This window comes from Sphingomonas sp. BRN-1R (assembly GCF_057748035.1).
Window position 1 is genome coordinate 594,725 of the sequence record NZ_CM173236.1, and the last position, 14,633, is coordinate 609,357.

The following is a 14,633-nucleotide window of genomic DNA, read 5'->3' on the forward strand; positions in this document are numbered from 1 at the left end:
CGTCAGTCGTGCTCGCGCCCGCCCGCACCCATGTACAATTCGCCGCCGGTATCGCGGAACACCTTGCTCATCTCCGCCATGCCCGCCTCGGCATCCTCGGCCGCGACGAAGCTCTCGACCGGGGCATTCTGCTTGGCCGCGAACTCCCTCACTTCTTGAGTGATCTTCATCGAGCAGAATTTCGGGCCGCACATTGAACAGAAATGCGCGGTCTTCGCACCCTCCGCCGGCAGCGTCTGGTCGTGATACTGTTCGGCCGTGTCGGGATCGAGCGACAGGTTGAACTGGTCGCGCCAGCGGAAGTCGAAGCGCGCGCGGGACAGCGCATCGTCGCGCAGCCGCGCGGCGGGGTGGCCTTTGGCAAGATCGGCCGCATGCGCCGCCAGCTTGTACGTCACCACGCCGACCTTGACGTCGTCGCGATCGGGCAGTCCCAGATGCTCCTTGGGCGTGACGTAGCAGAGCATCGCCGTGCCGAACCACCCGATCATCGCCGCGCCGATACCGCTGGTGATGTGGTCGTAGCCGGGCGCGATATCGGTCACGAGCGGCCCGAGCGTGTAGAACGGCGCCTCGCCGCACGCCTCGAGCTGCTTGTCCATGTTCTGCTTGATCTTGTGCATCGGCACATGGCCGGGGCCTTCGATCATCACCTGCACGTCCTCAGCCCACGCCCGCTTGGTGAGCTCGCCCAAGGTATAAAGCTCCGCGAACTGCGCCTCGTCGTTGGCGTCGGCGTTCGAGCCCGGGCGCAGACCGTCACCGAGCGAATAGGCGATGTCATACGCTTTCATGATCTCGGTGATCTCGTCGAAGCGTTCGTAGAGGAAGCTCTCCTTGTGGTGCGCCAGGCACCATTTCGCCATGATCGAGCCGCCGCGCGAGACGATGCCGGTGACGCGCTTCGCCGTCATTGGGATGTAGGGCAGGCGCACGCCGGCGTGGATGGTGAAGTAATCGACGCCCTGTTCGGCCTGTTCGATCAACGTGTCGCGGAACACCTCCCACGTCAGGTCTTCGGCCACGCCGCCGACCTTCTCCAGCGCCTGATAGATTGGCACGGTGCCGATCGGCACGGGCGCGTTGCGGAGGATCCATTCGCGCGTGTCGTGGATGTTGCGACCGGTCGAAAGGTCCATCACCGTGTCCGCGCCCCAGCGGATCGACCAGACCATCTTGTCGACCTCGCTCGCCACGTTCGAGGCGACCGCGCTGTTGCCGATATTGGCGTTGATCTTGACGAGGAAGTTGCGCCCGATCGCCATCGGCTCGCTCTCGGGGTGGTTGATGTTCGACGGGATGATCGCCCGCCCGCGCGCGACCTCGTCGCGGACGAATTCGGGGGTGACGTAGTCGGGGATCGACGCGCCCCAATCCTGCCCGTCGCGCAGCAGCTTCTCCTTCGCTTCCGCACGGCCGAGGTTCTCGCGGATCGCGACATATTCCATCTCGGGCGTGACGATGCCGCGCCGCGCATAGTGCATCTGGCTGACGTTCATGCCCGGCTTCGCCCGCAGCGGTTGCGTCACGACGTTTGGATATTGCGGCACGCCGGCGGAGCGGTCGGGGCCGGACAGGCCGTTGTCCTCGGGCCGCACCGCGCGCGCGGCATAGCGTTCGACGTCACCGCGCCCTTCGATCCAGCTTCGCCGCAGTTCGGCGAGACCGGTGTTGATATCGATCAGCGCCTGCGGATCGGTGTACGGGCCGGAGGTGTCGTACACGCGCAGCGGCGGTTCGCCCGAGCCCGGTTCGAGGTGGATCTCGCGCATCGCCACACCCGCGCCGGGGATGTTGGGGGAGGGCACATGGATCTTGCGCGACCCCCGGATCGCTCCGGTGGTGACGCCGATTTCGGTACGCGTGGGCAGGTCGGCCATCGTTCAGTCTCCAAGCTCGGGCAGGCCGGGCTTGGGCCTCACCGGTCTTGGCGACTGGCTGCGGACTCACCCTCCCTACGCCGGTAAGCCCTTGTCGGGGCCGGATCAGGTTCGACGGGTCGGACGGAGTTTCACCGTCCCTCTCAGCCTTGTGGCTCCCCGGGGAATGTCATGACGATAGAGCGCCGCCGCGCCGCCGTCCAGCCCCGCCGGACGCGCGATCAGACTGACAGCCGCAGCGGCGCGCGCGGGTCGGCGTCATCGACTGGGAGGCGACCACCCCGGCCCGTAAATCGCGGTGTATGAACGGCAAGCCGCAGGGGAGCGCGCGGTCGCGGCAGGGACACGCGCGTAACGGTCGGGTGGTACTATAGCTTGGCCGCGCGGGAGGCACCCCGCGCGGCCGATATACGGTCAGGCGTTGCTGGCCGCGCTGGTCTTGATGTCGCCGTTGGTGCCGTTCGGGAAGAACCCGCCCGAGGAAACCGCGGCGCTGTTGAGGTACAGCACGTTGAGCATCTGCCCGGCGGTGCGCGTGTAAACGCGGCCTTGGGCGTCGACCGGCGCGATGTTGGCGGTGGTCGACGTACCGGTGATGCCTTGGTCGATGTCGGCCGATCCGTCGAGGCTGTCGCGTGCGTTGCTGAACTGGAGCGCGGCGGCACCCTGGCCCATCGTGTAGAGCGTCGTGCGGATCAGTGCGGCGTGATAGGCCTGCGTGGCGAGGATGCCCGCCAGCGCATCGAGATAGAGCGTGCTGGTCAGCAGCGTGCAGGCGCCCTTGTATGCCGTGACCGCCAGATCCTTCAGCACGAAAGCGGCGAGCAGGAAGTTGAGGTCGCTCGCATACGGATCGAAGGTGACGCCGGTCGCCGCATAGCCGCCGAGCTGGGCAATCTTGGTGAACGCGCCGCTCGTGCCGCCGTCGATGTTGAGCGACGGCATCGCCACCGCCGAGCTGCCGAGCGCCGAGCGCAGGAAGCGCAGATGGGCGAGATCGTCCGCCGCGATCTCGCGCGCATATTGCGCCACCGTCGCGCTCGCGAAGCTCACCGCGCGCCCGCCCGTCACCGACCCTTGCGTGCCGGTGCCGGTCAGCAGCGCCGCGCCGCCGCCCGGAAACTGCCCGCTGGTGCTCGTCGTGGAACTGGTGGAGGTGTCCGCGATCGCCGAGATGTTCGCACCCGTCGTCGCGAAGCGGAAGAACTGCCCCTGAAGATACTGGAGGTTGAGCATCAGGTTGAGCGCGTCGGCGTCGATGATGGCGCTCGTGCTGCTCGACGTCGGCGTGGGCGTCGCCGTGTCGGTGGTATCGTCGCTGCCGCCGCACGCGCTGAGCAGCGCGAGGCCGCCGGCGGCGATCCCGACGCGCCCGGTCGAGCGGAGGAACTGGCGGCGGGCGAGGGTGCGGCGATCGCTTTCGATCGAAATCGTGTCGGTATCGGTCACGGGGAAGCTCTCCGGGCGGGAAGTCTGGGTCACTCGGGCGATCAGTTCGCGCCGCTGGTGACGGTCGTGCCGTTCACGCCGGCGGGGAAGAAGCCCCCGAGCGAGAGCGACAGGCTGTTGAGATAGACGATGTTGAGCACCGCCGTGGACGCGCGACCATATATAATGCCGTCGTCGCCGGCCGGGGTGATGTTCGAGACCAGGTTGCTGTTCGCATCCGTGGTCGGCGAAATGCCCTGGTCGTCGTCGCTGGTGCCGCCGTCGAGCCCGTCACGCGCGTTCGAGATCGCATCGGCGTTGGCGCGCAGCGTCGATCCGCTCGCCGCGCCCTTGGCGTAGAGCAGGGTGCGCACGGTGCCTGCGTGATAGGCGGTCGCACCGAGCAGCCCGACGATCGAATCGCGGTTGGTCGCATCGGTAACGCTGGTGACGAGCGTCTTGTAGCTGGTCGCCACCACGTCTTCGAGCAGGAACGCGGCGAGCAGGAAGTTGCTGTCGTTCGCATAAACGTCGAAGCCAACGCCCGAGGCGACGAGGCCGGCGGCGCGCATCGCGGTGCTGAACGCGCTCGTCGCGGTCACGTCGAGGTCGATCTTGGGCTGCGCGATCACGTCGGCACCGGCGGTGGTCCGCAGGAAGGCGACGCGGGCTGCGGCTTCCGCGGCGAACTCGCTGGCGATCTGCGCGACGACGGGATCGGTGAAGCTCACCTGACGGCCACCGGTCACGCTGCCGGCGGTGCCCGCGCCGGTCAGCTGGTCGGCGGTGAGGCCGGTGCCGTTGGCGGCGACGCCGTAGAATTGCGCGAGCAGATATTCGAGATTGAGCGCGAAGTTGACGAGCGACGAATCGGTCACGGTATCGGCGCGCGCGATCGAGCTGACCGTGATGGCGGCCGCGCCGGTCGCGGTGATCGCGGCGGCGCCGAGCGCGGTGCGGAAAAATTCGCGGCGCTCGTTGCGCGTGTCAGTGCGCGCCTCGGGGGCGTCCTCGTGTAGGGCAGTCATTCTCGTCCTTCCGGCGTGTCACCTTGAGCCAGGGTGTACGCACCGCCGGAAGCCCGATGCGACACGGCCGCCCCCGCCCGGGAAGGGCAGGAACGGCCGGAGTCGCTGCGGAACGCACACATGCGCCCCGTAGAGACGCTTTAGAAGGTGTACGCAAGCCCGGCCGCGCCGAGCCACTGGTTCGGGTTGCCGGCGGTGCGCACGATCGGGCTGTACGAATAGCTGCCGAGCAGGCGCGAATAGGCCCCGCCTGCGATCAATTTCACGCCGTGCAGCAGGTCGCCGGTCAGCGCATAGGTGAAATAGCCGCCGAGCTGATAGTTTTTCCAGCCGGCGCGGGCATTATACACCGGCAGGCCGCTCGCGACGCTCTGGCCGGGGGTGATGCTGAAATAGGTGCGCGCATAGCCGGTCTCGACGTGCGACGCGGTGGCGGTGAGGCCGACCGCGGCCTTGCGGCTGAGCGGGGTCAGATAGTTGATCGAGGGCTGCCAGATGCCGCTGTCATGCACGTTCGACACGTCGTGGCGGTAGCTGACCGACACCGACAGCTTGTCGTACGGGCTGGTGATGATGCCGGTCTTGCCGATGCCGACGTAGCCGCCGAGCTCGATCGCATTGTCGATCTTGCCGAGGTTGCGCACGCGGACGTCGTCGATGTTCTTGCGCGTGCCGCGATCGAAATTGACCACGCCGATCGGGCCGAACTGGAGATCGATCGTCTGGCCGGGGCGATTGGGGATCAGGTCGAGCGTGGCGCGGTTGCCGATCACCGAGAAGTTGAAGCCCTTGAACTGGCCGATGATCGCGGGCGCCGGGGTGAAGCGATAATGGTCCGAGCCTTCGTAATCGGGGATATAAACCCCCGCGACGCCGACCGTGACATTGTCGCCGCTCATCTTCGCTGCGAGATCGGCGTTACCGGCTGCCGCATCGCTCTGCGCGAAGGCCGGGGCGGCGCTCAGCACGGCGACGAGCGGAAGGGCGGCGGCGATACCGCGACGGAGGAACTTCGACACTGACAACTCCCTGTTTGTTACTGCCGCGAAACGCCGCGCTGCACAATTGGCTCCGTGTGTTTCCACGGCTGCGCGCTTTTTGCCGAAATGCGTGACAATCCGGCCACGCTTGCGGGGCGCCCGGACACCCGGAACATCACCGCCCGCGCCGCATGCGCCTTCGCAGCAGCGCGGGCATCCAGCGGGCGGCGGCCGCCATGACGTGCGCGGTTCGTCCGACATAGGTGTGGAGCCGCGTGCCGTGCACCGCGTCCCACGCCGCCTGCGCGACCGCCGCCACCGGCGTGACCTCCAGCCCCGCCGCCGCGACCGTCCAGCGGATCGTGCCGCCCGGAACCGCGCCGTCGAGCAGCGGCGTATCGATGAAGGCGGGGACGAGCGCACGCACGCGGATGCCGTCGCCCGCCCATTCGCCGTCTAGCGCCTCGCTGAGACCGCGCACCGCGAACTTGGTGGCCGAATAGGTCGCGAGCCCGGCACTGCCGTAGATCGCCGAGGCCGAGGCGATGTTGAGCAGGCAACCCTGCGCCCGCGCGAGATAGGCATGGCCGAGCTTCGCGCCGTTGAGCACGCCCGTGAAGTTGATCGCGATCGTGCGGTCGATCGCGTCGAAACTGGTATCGGCAAGCGCGCCGCCAGTGCCGATCCCGGCATTGTTGAACAGCACGTCGAGCGCGCCGCCGGCAGGGGCAGTGAACGCATCGAGCGCCGCCACCCATGCGGCGCGGTCGCGCACGTCCATCACATAGCGCTCGCTCATGCCGGCGGGGAGCAGCGCCTGCGTCGCGGCCAGCCCGGCCGCGTCGATGTCGGCGAGCCCGACGTGCCAGCCGCGCCCGGCGAACAGCAGCGCGGTCGCCCGGCCGATGCCCGACGCCGCGCCGGTGATGAAGATGGTTTTGGGCATATCGTCTCCGTAGGACGCCCGTCGGTCCCTGAGCAACATCCGTTCCCCCGCGAAAGCGGAGGTCCAGAGCCACAAACGCTGCGCTGCTTGGCTCTGGACCCCCGCCTTCGCGGGGGAACGGTTGGCGGAGCCGTTTCGGGTTTGACGCACCCGCCCCGCTCCCGCACAACCCCAGCCATGCCAGCCCCCCGCGAAACCGGCCCCTCGGTCGCCCTTGCCGGCGTGTCGAAACACTATCCGGGCGGCGCGGTCGCGGTGAAGGACGTGTCGATCGAGATCGCCGGCGGCAGCTTCGTCGCGCTGGTCGGCGCGTCGGGATCGGGCAAGTCGACGCTGCTCAAGATGGTCAATCGCCTGATCGAGCCGAGCGCGGGCAGCATCCGCATCGCAGGGGCGGAGGTGACGGCGGAAGCACCCCACGCGCTGCGCCGCCGGATCGGTTACGTCTTCCAGAACATCGGCCTGTTCCCGCACATGACCGTCGCCGAGAACATCGCGATCGGCCTGCGCCTCACGGGCAAAAAGGACCGGCACGGCCGCATCGCCGAACTGCTCGATCTGGTCGATCTGCCGCAGGAATTTTCACAGCGTCTGCCCGATGCGCTGTCGGGCGGGCAGCGCCAGCGCGTCGGCGTGGCGCGCGCGCTCGCGCTTGAGCCCGGACTGATGCTGATGGACGAGCCGTTCGGCGCGCTCGACCCGGTGACGCGCGATCAGCTCGGCCGCGCGATTCGGGCGCTGCACGACCGGCTTGGCCTCACCACGATCATGGTGACGCACGACATGGCCGAGGCGCTGATCCTCGCCGATCGCGTGCTGGTGATGGCGGGCGGGCGGCTCGTCGCCGATGCCACGCCCGCTGCGCTGCTGGCGGGCGCGGGCGGTGCGGAAGCCGATGCGCTGGTCGCGGTGCCGCGCGAGCAGGCGCGGCGGCTGCAAGAGATCGGGGGCGGGGCGTGAGCGTTCCTGCCCTCACGGTTCCCCCGCGAAGGCGGGGGTCCAGAGCCACACAGCGCCGCGCTTGCGGCTCTGGACCCCCGCCTTCGCGGGGGAACGGGAGCGCGTGGACATGAGCGCCTTCCTCGACGCGCTGCACCGCGTGCCGCCGCTGCTCGCGCAACACCTGCTGCTCGCCTTCGTCGCATTGCTGCTCGGCATCCTTGTCAGCCTGCCGCTCGCGATCGTCTCGGCGCGGCGGCCGCAGGTGGCGCGCGTGGCGCTGGTGTTCGCGAGCCTCATCCAGACGATCCCGACGCTGGCGCTGCTGGCGCTGTTCTACCCGCTGCTGCTGTCGCTGTCGGCGCTGGTGGGGGGCGGCATCCCCGCGCTCGGCTTCGTGCCGTCGCTGCTGGCGCTGACGCTCTACGCATTGCTGCCGATCCTGCGCAACGCCGTCACCGGGCTGACCGGGCTCGATCCGGCGGTGGTCGAGGCGGCGGACGGGGTCGGCATGACCGCGTGGCAGAAGCTGCGGCTGGTCGAGGCGCCGCTCGCCGCGCCGGTGGTGATGGCGGGCATCCGCACCGCTGCCGTATGGACGATCGGCGCGGCGACGCTCTCCACCACGGTCGGCCAGCCGAGCCTTGGCGACATGATCTTCGCCGGGCTCCAGACGCAGAACTGGGCGCTGGTGCTGGCCGGCTGCTTCAGCGCGGCGGCGCTCGCGCTGGCGGTGGACGCGCTGCTCGGGCTGGTCGAACACGGCATCGCCCGGCGCAAGCGCGGGCAGGCCTGGGGCGCGCTCGTCGTGCTGGTGGTGGGCGCCGCGCTCGCGCTCGCGCCGATGTGGCCGACCGGAGGGCCGGGCCGGGTGGTGATCGGCGCCAAGAGCTTCTCCGAGCAGTACATCCTCTCGCGCGTGATCGGCCACCGGCTCGAGGCGGCGGGCTACCGCGTGGAATATCGCGAGGGGCTCGGCTCGGGCGTGGCGCTGAACGCGCTGTCGAGCGGGGCGATCGACGTCTATGTCGACTATACCGGCACGATCTGGGCCGACACGATGAAGCGCACCGACGTGCCGCCGCGCGAGACGATCCTGGCGGGCGTGCGCGACTGGGCGGCGAAGACACGTGGGCTGACGCTGCTCGGCAAGCTCGGGTTCGAGAATGCCTATGCCTTTGCGATGCGTGGGGATGATGCGGCGCGGCGCGGGGTGAAGTCGATCGCCGATCTGGTGGACATCGCGCCCAAACTGCGGCTGGCGACCGATATCGAGTTCCTCGACCGGCCCGAATGGGCGGCGGTGAAGCGCGCTTACGGGCTCGAATTCGCCTCGGCGCATCCGTACCAGCCGACCTTCATGTACCGCGCGCTGGAGAGCGGCGCGGCCGACGTGATCCCGGCCTTTTCCTCGGACGGGCGGATCGCGGCGGACAGGTTGACGGTGCTGAGCGACCCCAAGGGCGCGATCCCCGGCTATGACGCGATCCTGCTGCTGTCGCCCCGCCATGCGCGCGACGCCCGCTTTCAGGCGGCGCTCAGGCCGCTGATCGGGCGCGTGCCGGTCGCGGCGATGCGGCAGGCGAACTATCTGGTCGATCGCGACAGCGACAAGGCGACGCCGGAGGCGGCGGCGCGCTGGCTGGAGAAGCGAGTGGGGTTGTAGGGGCGGCGGTGCCGGGGATGTGGCTGAAGGTGGTGGAAAGCGGACATGCAAACCATTCTCAATCCATAAAGAGCGGCGAATGACCGAAGTCAGACTTGCTCGCAATTCGAACAATCGATTGAAGGGTTTTTCGCGCCTCTCTCCCAGAATCAGACTCACAACTAGACTGGAGCAAAAAGCTACGCATCGCGCCGTTGCTCGTCTTAACATCTATACGGCCATACCCTGGAGCGTCGAACACAAAAGCGGAGCAGCCTAGCGGCATTGCTTTGCTGCCTAGAGGAGGCAATACGAGGCGAGAGACTGCTGCAACGACCCTGTTGCGATCAGTCGAACCAATTCGTCGTTTTAGACGGCGCACGACCTGAACATTAGCGTGTCCACGATAGTATACTGGTTCTACAACTTGTTCCTGAACTTGCCCATCCGGTGATATGGCTATTTCTGCAAAAAACACGCCGGACGTGCTGGATGGCATCTTCTCGATGGCTAAACGATTAACGCTAAAACCAATTGTAACAGTATCTCTGTCGATCATGCTAATGCTGACCGCTTTTCTTGCGACCAGACTGTCGCTGTTTCTACAGCCAGCCAATATGATCAACATGAAGATCGTCGCGATGATTCCCGACTTTATCATGCGCTGATGATCGATCAAATCACGGACAACTGCTAGTGGGCGGAAGCGGACCTTACATCACGTCAGGGCAGCGCAGGGCATCAGCCTTGCGCCGGTACGACGGGACGCCTCAGGCTCGCACCGCCGTCAGGAAGTAGTCGAGGCTGAGGTCGTCCGACAGCACGAAGCCGCGTGCGGGCGAAAAACCCAGCCCGCGTCGGTCGATCACGCGCATCCCCGCGCGCGTCAGCAGCGCCTCCAGTTCGTCGGGGGTCAGGAACTTGTCCCAATCGTGCGTGCCCTTGGGGATGCGGCCCGAGCCTTCGCCGAGCGTGATCATCGCCAGTCGCGAGACAGGCGTGCGGTTGGGTGTCGAGACCACCAGCAGCCCGCCCTCGGTCAGCGCCCCCGCGAGCCCGGCCACGAACGCGGCGGGATCGGTGACATGCTCGATCACCTCCATCGAAGTGACGAGATCGAAGCGCTCGTCGCCGAGATCCTCGACGCTGCCGGCGCGATAGTCGATCGTCAGCCCCGACAGCGTGGCATGCGCGCGCGCGACGCCGATATTCTCGGGCGCGGCGTCGAGCCCGGTCACGGCCGCGCCGAGCCGGGCGAGCGGCTCGCACAGCAGCCCCGCGCCGCAACCCACGTCGAGCGCGCGCTTGCCCGCCAGCGGGTTGAAACCAGCGGCATCGCCGTTCCAATGCGCGTCGATCTGCTCGCGCAGGTAGCGCAGCCGCGGCGGGTTGAGCCGGTGGAGCATCGCCGAGGAACCCTTCGGGTCCCACCAGTCCGCCGCCAGTGTGCCGAAATGTGCCGCTTCCTGCGGGTCGATCGTGATCGTCATCGTGCTTGGCCTGCCCGCTTTGCGACGCAATGATGCCGTAGCTGTACTTTAGGCGACAAAAAATTCGTCTCGCTTGCCATCGTCATGCGCGGTTCCTATCAGGACGCCCCTCCCAACCCAAGGATTTTGCGACACCCCAATGGCCCGCATCGTGATGAAATTCGGCGGCACCTCGATGGCCGGCATGGAACGCATCCGGAGCGTCGCGGCACGGGTGAAACGCGAGGTTGAGGCGGGCAACCAGGTCGCGGTGGTCGTCTCCGCGATGGCGGGCGAGACCGACCGGCTGGTCGGCTTCTGCCGCGAGGCGTCGTCGCTGTACGACCCCAAAGAATATGACGTCGTCGTCTCAAGCGGCGAACAGGTGACGAGCGGGCTGCTCGCGATCGCGCTTCAGGCGGCGGGCGTGCCGGCGCGGAGCTGGCTCGGCTGGCAGCTTCCCATCCACACCTCGGATGCGCACGCCTCGGCGCGGATCGGCACGATCGATACCGAGGCGCTCGATGCCAGCCTCGCGCGCGGCGAGGTCGCGGTGATCCCCGGGTTTCAGGGCGTGAGCGACGACGACCGCATCACCACGCTCGGGCGCGGCGGATCGGACACGTCGGCGGTGGCGATGGCGGCGGCGATGAAGGCGGATCGCTGCGACATCTACACCGATGTCGACGGCGTCTATACCACCGACCCCCGCATCGTCCCCCGCGCGCGCAAGCTGAAGCGCGTGACGTATGAGGAAATGCTCGAACTCGCCAGCGTCGGCGCCAAGGTGTTGCAGACGCGCTCGGTGGGGCTGGCGATGAAGGAACAGGTGCGCGTCCAGGTGCTCTCGTCTTTCACGGGGCCGGACGCGCCGATGGCGGATACACTGCCCGGCACGATGATCGTCGGGGAAGAGGAGATTACAGACGTGGAACGCCAGCTCATCACCGGCATCGCGCACGACAAGAACGAAGCCAAGATCACCATCACCTCCGTGCCCGACAAGCCCGGTGCGGTGGCGTCGATCTTCGAGCCGCTGGCGGCGTCGAACATCAACGTCGACATGATCATCCAGAACATCGCGCACCGTTCGGTCGCGAGCGCGAGCGCGACCGATGTGACCTTCACCGTCCCCGCCGCCGATCTCGCCCGCGCGATCGAGGCGCTGGGCGCTGCGAAGGAGAAGATCGGTTTCGGCGATCTGATCCACGATACGCGGGTCGCGAAGATCTCGGTGGTGGGCGTGGGCATGCGCAGCCATGCGGGCGTCGCCAGCACGATGTTTACGACGCTGGGCGCGCGCGGCATCAACATCCTTGCGATTTCGACCAGCGAGATCAAGGTGAGCGTGCTGATCCACGAGGACGAGACCGAACTGGCTGTGCGCGTGCTGCACACCGCTTACGGGCTCGACGCGGAGGATGCTGCGGCCTGAACTGATCCCCGGCGAGAAGGCCGGGGTCCAGCTACGGAGCGGGCGTAAACTGGCGTCGCACTTCGTTACGGCGATCTTTCCAACTTGACCCCGGCCTTCGCCGGGGATCAGGATCGCGCCAAGTTCGCGAACCGCGCGATCACCGGCGCTCACCGTGCAACCACTCCCAGCCGTTCGTGCTGAGCTTGTCGAAGCACGTGCCCAAGCGGAACGTGCGTGGCACGCCCTTCGACTTCGGCCTGTAAGGCCGAAGTTTATCCTGAGCGGCTGGCTTGCCAGCCAGCCGAAGGGCTCAGGGCGAACGGGGGCAGGACTATCCTAGCTTCGCCAGCCACGCGATCACCGCGCTTTCCAGCCAGATGCGCGCGTCGGAATAGCTGTGATCCGTGGCACGGTGCTGCGTCTCGACCCGCGTGTTGCCGCCGCTGCGCACCTTCGCGACCAGCGCATCGTCGACCGGTGCGAGCCCGTCGTCGGAGGTGATCACCAGCAGCGGCGTGCGGGCCAGCCCCGGCGCGGCGGTGTCGAGCCGGAAGGCGGCGGCATTGGCGGCGATCTCGTCGGCGAGCGCTTCGTTGGTGGCGGCGAGCGTCTCGTGATTGTCGGCGAGGAAGGCGATCCGCTCGGCGCGCGGCAGGCTCGCCGATTTGGCCATGTCCGCCGCTGAGATCAGGATCGCACCCCGCAGGTCATGGCGGTGCGCGGCGACCAGCGCGGTCGTCCAGCCGCCGAGGCTGTGCCCGCCGAGCACCAGCCGCATGGTGTCGATCCCGTATCTGGCGGCGACCGCCGGCTGCCTGACGAAATCGAGCACCGCATCGGCATCCTCCAGACAATGCGCGAAGCGATAGTCGCCGGGGCTGCCCCACGACCCGCGATAGTTGAAGGTGACGACGTTCCACCCGGCGCGCCGCACCGCCTGCGCGAGATCGAGGTTCTTCTCGTTACCGGGCAGGCCGTGGAGCAGCACCAAGGTCGGGTGCGGCCCCTTGCCGCTGGCGAGATAGGCGACACCGTTGATCTCGACGCCGTGGCTCGGGATGTGCAGCACCTCCATTCGCGCGGGGGCGGCGGCATCGTGCGGCGGATCGGTGAAGACCGCGGCGGGCGTCTGCGCGGCGGTGGCTGCCCCGGCGGTGGCGGCGAGTGCGAAAGCTGCGGCGATGCGGCCGATGGTCATGTCCGTCCCCCTGTCGAAAGCGCCGATCATGCCGTGCGCGTGATGCGACGGGAAGTCCGGCGTTCGATCAGCCGTCCTCTCCGATCAGGTGCAGCGCGATGCGGCGGCGGTGGGGCGCACGGCGGTGTTCGAACACATAGATGCCCTGCCAGGTGCCGAGCATCATCCGCCCGTCCATCACCGGGATCGACAGGCTGGTCGCGGTGAGTGCGGCGCGCAGGTGCGCGGGCATGTCGTCCGGTCCTTCGTCGTCGTGCTCGTAAGTCCCGCTCTCGGGCGCGATGCGGGCGAAATACCGCTCCAGATCGCGCGCGGCGGCGGGAGCGGCATTCTCCTGCACCAGCAGCGAGGCGGAGGTGTGGCGTAGCAGCAGGGTTAGCAGTCCTGTCGCGATGCCGCTGCCCGCCACCCAGCCCGCTACGGCGTCGGTGGCTTCGTGCAGACCCTGTCCCCGCGTGGAGACGATGATTTCGGCGAGGGACTGGCGGAGCATGATGCGAAGATAGGCATGCGCGAGGCGACGGCCATGCTTTCTTTTCGCGCGCGAGACTTTAAGGGGCAACGATGACCAGCAGCACCGGCGCGGCGCGCCTCACCAGCCTCATGGCGCGCGGCGCCGAATTTCTCGGCAGCGAGGTCGCGATTCTGTGCGGCGCAATGTCGTGGGTGTCCGAGCGCAACCTCGTCGCGGCGATGTCGAACGCGGGCGGCTTCGGGCTGATCGCATGCGGGGCGATGTCGCCCGAGCTGCTCGACGCCGAGATCGCGGGCACCAAGGCGCTGACAGGGCGGCCGTTCGGCGTGAACCTCATCACCATGCACCCGCAGTTGATGGACCTGATCGCGGTCTGCACGCGCCATCAGGTCACCCACGTCGTGCTCGCAGGCGGGCTGCCGCCGGCGGGCAGCCTGGAGGCGATCAAGGCGGGCGGCGCCAAGCTGATCTGCTTCGCGCCCGCGCTCTCCCTCGCCAAGAAGCTGATCCGCTCGGGTGTCGATGCGCTGGTGGTCGAGGGCATGGAAGCGGGCGGGCATATCGGCCCGGTCTCGACCAGCGTGCTCGCGCAGGAGATCCTGCCCGAGGTCGCCGACAAGGTGCCGGTGTTCGTGGCGGGCGGCATCGGTCGCGGCGAGGCGATCGCGGCCTATCTGGAGATGGGCGCGGCCGGCGTGCAACTCGGCACGCGGTTCGTCTGCGCGACCGAATCGATCGCGCACCCGAACTTCAAGAAGGCGTTCCTGCGCGCGTCCGCCCGCGATGCGGTGGCGAGCGTGCAGATCGACCCGCGCTTGCCGGTCATCCCGGTGCGCGCCTTGAAGAACGCGGGCGGCGAACTGTTCACCGCCAAGCAGCGCGAAGTCGCGTCCTCGCTCGACGAGGGCAAGGTCGCGATGGCCGAGGCGCAGTTGCAGATCGAGCATTACTGGGCGGGCGCTCTCCGCCGCGCGGTGATCGACGGCGATGTCGAGCATGGCAGCGTGATGGCAGGCCAGTCGGTCGGCATGGTGACCAAAGAGGAGCCGGTCGCGGAGATCATCGCCGCGCTGGTCGGCGAGGCGGAAGTGGCGCTGGCGAAGCGCGCCGCCTGACACCGCTCCGGCGCAGACCGGTCTCGTTCCGTGAGGGGCGCGTCGTCCGAGAACAGGCGACCGCCCGGACCTGCGCCGGGGCGACGAGGATTTGACGGACAATCAGCCAAGAC

At 67.9% G+C, this 14,633-nt stretch carries 13 protein-coding genes and 1 riboswitch; of the genes, 4 read left to right on the forward strand and 9 right to left on the reverse strand.

Features of this window, described 5'->3' with window-relative positions:
• Positions 1-2: 2 nt before the first annotated feature.
• The 5 genes from thiC to AC3ANX_RS02780 form a co-directional block, all read right to left on the reverse strand.
• Positions 3-1,880 carry a phosphomethylpyrimidine synthase ThiC gene (gene thiC, locus AC3ANX_RS02760; protein WP_488335508.1) on the reverse strand — a complete coding sequence of 626 codons (1,878 nt, stop codon included), beginning with the start codon at positions 1,878-1,880 and terminating at the stop codon, positions 3-5.
• 55 nt (positions 1,881-1,935) lie between these two features.
• A riboswitch (TPP riboswitch) is annotated at positions 1,936-2,052 on the reverse strand.
• Positions 2,053-2,294: 242 nt separating this feature from the next.
• Positions 2,295-3,329: a ferritin-like domain-containing protein gene (locus AC3ANX_RS02765; protein ID WP_488336870.1), complete on the reverse strand. Its 1,035-nt coding sequence runs from the start codon at positions 3,327-3,329 to the stop codon at positions 2,295-2,297.
• A 41-nt stretch (positions 3,330-3,370) separates the two neighbouring features.
• On the reverse strand, positions 3,371-4,336 hold the full coding sequence (locus AC3ANX_RS02770) for a ferritin-like domain-containing protein (protein ID WP_488335509.1): 966 nt from the start codon (positions 4,334-4,336) through the stop codon (positions 3,371-3,373).
• A gap of 140 nt (positions 4,337-4,476) precedes the next feature.
• On the reverse strand, positions 4,477-5,355 hold the full coding sequence (locus AC3ANX_RS02775; RefSeq protein ID WP_488335510.1) for a MipA/OmpV family protein: 879 nt from the start codon (positions 5,353-5,355) through the stop codon (positions 4,477-4,479).
• A gap of 136 nt (positions 5,356-5,491) precedes the next feature.
• Positions 5,492-6,262, reverse strand: a complete 771-nt coding sequence (locus tag AC3ANX_RS02780) for an SDR family oxidoreductase (RefSeq protein ID WP_488335511.1) — start codon at positions 6,260-6,262, stop codon at positions 5,492-5,494.
• Between the two features lie 177 nt (positions 6,263-6,439).
• Here AC3ANX_RS02780 and AC3ANX_RS02785 point away from each other — a divergent pair, with 177 nt between their 5' ends.
• Together AC3ANX_RS02785 and AC3ANX_RS02790 are read left to right on the forward strand one after the other, a co-directional pair.
• Positions 6,440-7,222, forward strand: a complete 783-nt coding sequence (locus AC3ANX_RS02785; protein WP_488335512.1) for an ATP-binding cassette domain-containing protein — start codon at positions 6,440-6,442, stop codon at positions 7,220-7,222.
• A 109-nt stretch (positions 7,223-7,331) separates the two neighbouring features.
• The gene (locus AC3ANX_RS02790) at positions 7,332-8,867 is read left to right on the forward strand and encodes an ABC transporter permease/substrate-binding protein (protein ID WP_488335513.1); all 1,536 of its coding nucleotides are present in this window, start codon (positions 7,332-7,334) and stop codon (positions 8,865-8,867) included.
• A 58-nt stretch (positions 8,868-8,925) separates the two neighbouring features.
• Here AC3ANX_RS02790 and AC3ANX_RS02795 read toward each other — a convergent pair whose 3' ends face one another.
• Entirely contained in the window at positions 8,926-9,525 is a 600-nt protein-coding gene (locus AC3ANX_RS02795; protein ID WP_488335514.1) for a hypothetical protein, read from the reverse strand.
• 91 nt (positions 9,526-9,616) lie between these two features.
• Positions 9,617-10,336 carry a bifunctional 2-polyprenyl-6-hydroxyphenol methylase/3-demethylubiquinol 3-O-methyltransferase UbiG gene (gene ubiG / locus AC3ANX_RS02800; RefSeq protein ID WP_488335515.1) on the reverse strand — a complete coding sequence of 240 codons (720 nt, stop codon included), beginning with the start codon at positions 10,334-10,336 and terminating at the stop codon, positions 9,617-9,619.
• Between the two features lie 139 nt (positions 10,337-10,475).
• On the opposite strand from ubiG, the gene AC3ANX_RS02805 reads away from it, so the two are divergent.
• Positions 10,476-11,750, forward strand: coding sequence for an aspartate kinase (locus AC3ANX_RS02805; RefSeq protein ID WP_488335516.1), 1,275 nt, complete (start codon positions 10,476-10,478; stop codon positions 11,748-11,750).
• A 313-nt stretch (positions 11,751-12,063) separates the two neighbouring features.
• Here the strand turns inward: AC3ANX_RS02805 and AC3ANX_RS02810 are convergent, their stop codons facing one another.
• Together AC3ANX_RS02810 and AC3ANX_RS02815 are read right to left on the reverse strand one after the other, a co-directional pair.
• Positions 12,064-12,930, reverse strand: coding sequence for an alpha/beta hydrolase family protein (locus AC3ANX_RS02810; protein ID WP_488335517.1), 867 nt, complete (start codon positions 12,928-12,930; stop codon positions 12,064-12,066).
• Between the two features lie 67 nt (positions 12,931-12,997).
• Positions 12,998-13,423: a secondary thiamine-phosphate synthase enzyme YjbQ gene (locus AC3ANX_RS02815; RefSeq protein WP_488335518.1), complete on the reverse strand. Its 426-nt coding sequence runs from the start codon at positions 13,421-13,423 to the stop codon at positions 12,998-13,000.
• A gap of 110 nt (positions 13,424-13,533) precedes the next feature.
• On the opposite strand from AC3ANX_RS02815, the gene AC3ANX_RS02820 reads away from it, so the two are divergent.
• Positions 13,534-14,520 carry an NAD(P)H-dependent flavin oxidoreductase gene (locus tag AC3ANX_RS02820; RefSeq protein WP_488336871.1) on the forward strand — a complete coding sequence of 329 codons (987 nt, stop codon included), beginning with the start codon at positions 13,534-13,536 and terminating at the stop codon, positions 14,518-14,520.
• Positions 14,521-14,633 lie beyond the last annotated feature (113 nt).